At 77.3% G+C, this 1,599-nt stretch carries 1 protein-coding gene; it reads left to right on the top strand.

Annotation, left to right across the window (positions count from 1 at the left end):
* Positions 1-55: 55 nt before the first annotated feature.
* A partial coding sequence (locus FOE67_RS30180; RefSeq protein WP_182667130.1) for a PspC domain-containing protein occupies positions 56-1,599 on the top strand: 1,544 nt, incomplete at its 3' end.

The following is a 1,599-nucleotide window of genomic DNA, read 5'->3' as shown; positions in this document are numbered from 1 at the left end:
CCCGGGGGCGGTCCCGGATGGTGGGGCGGGGCCCGTCCCCGGCACGATGGACGACATGAGTCAGCCGAACGGTCCGCGGGGGCCGGAGACGTCGGAGTCGGGCGCGGCGGCCGGGAACGGCGGTGCCGCCGGCCCGACGGGCGAGCCGGGTGCCGGGGGCACGGGCGCGCCGGCCGATGCCGCGGGCGCCCCGACGGGCGGCGGCACCGCCCCGGGCCCCGGCGCCGGCCTGTTCGACGGTGTGGATCGGCCCGGTGGGATGCGCGGCCGGGGGATGTACCGCAGCCGCCGGCACAAGGTGGTCGCCGGGGTGTGCGGGGGGTTGGGCCGTCACTTCGACGTGGATCCGGTGATCTTCCGGGTGCCGCTGGCGGTGCTGTCGCTGATCGGCGGGGTCGGCTTCGTCGCGTACGGCATCGCCTGGTTGGTGCTGCCCTACGAGGACGAGGAGGAGAACGAGGCCCGTCGGATGCTCACCGGTCGGGTGGAGGGAGCGGGGCTGACCGCGCTGCTGTTCGTGCTGGTGGGCCTGGGGTTGTTGCTGGCGTCGATGTCCACCCGCCTGCAGTTCTTCTCCGTGCTGGTGCTGGGGGCGATGGTGGCCGCCGCGCACTGGTCGCAGCAGCGGGGGCGGGTGCGCACGGCCGGTGCCGAGGGCGCGCCGGTGGACCCGGTGACGGCGCAGACGGTGGCGACGGCTCCGCCGGAGACGCAGCCGCCGCCCGCCCCGGCGGGTCCCTCGTGGTGGCGGACGCCGGTCCGGCCGTGCGCGGTGCCGCCGGGCGGTGGGGACTACCTGTGGGGGCCGAAGGACGCGCTCGGCACCCCGGCCGCCGCGGGGGCGGGCGGCGGCCGGGCGGGCGGTCGGGTGAACATGCGCAAGGCGACCGATCCGCCGGGGTCCGGCGGCGCGGTGCCGGTGCGGGAGCCCGCCACGGCGTCCGCCGGCCGGGGGGCGGCCTCCGGGTGGTCCTCGTACGCGGACCCGGCGACCGGCGGGTACTCCGGATACGGCGGGTACTCCGGGTACAGCGGGTACTCCGGCTACACGGGGTACGCCGGTGGGGGTTATCCGTTCACGCCGGTGTCCGGCGCGGACCGTCGCCCGGCGCGTCCCCGGGAGTTCTGGTTGGGCGGGCCGGTGCTGCTCGCCGCCATCACCGCCGCCGTGCTGGTGACGGGCGCGGTGTGGCACACGGTGGCGCTGGGGCCGGCCCTGACCTACGGGTTCGCCGCCGCGCTGGGGGTTTTCGGGATCGGCCTGGTGCTGGGGGCCTTCGTCGGGCGCATGGGGGCGGGCACCGTCATCGCGGCGTCGATGACGGCGGTCCTGCTGCTGGCGGCCTCGGTGGTGCCGCGCGGCATCGAGACCGAGTGGCGGGACGCCCACTGGTCGCCGGTCGCGGCGCAGGAGGTGGCGCCCTCGCACCGGGCGGGCACCGGGCGGGCGACCCTGGACCTGTCGGGGCTCGACCTCGCGGAGGGGGAGAACGTGGATACCTCGGTCGCGTTGGGAGCCGGGCGGCTGTTGGTGATCGTGCCGCACGACGCGGTGGTGCGACTGTCGGCGCGGGTGGGCGCGGGTGGGTACTACTACAC

It is taken from the genome of Streptomyces calidiresistens (assembly GCF_014141525.1).
Classification (GTDB): domain Bacteria; phylum Actinomycetota; class Actinomycetes; order Streptomycetales; family Streptomycetaceae; genus Streptomyces; species Streptomyces calidiresistens.
This window is presented reverse-complemented; position numbering and strand designations above follow the sequence as displayed.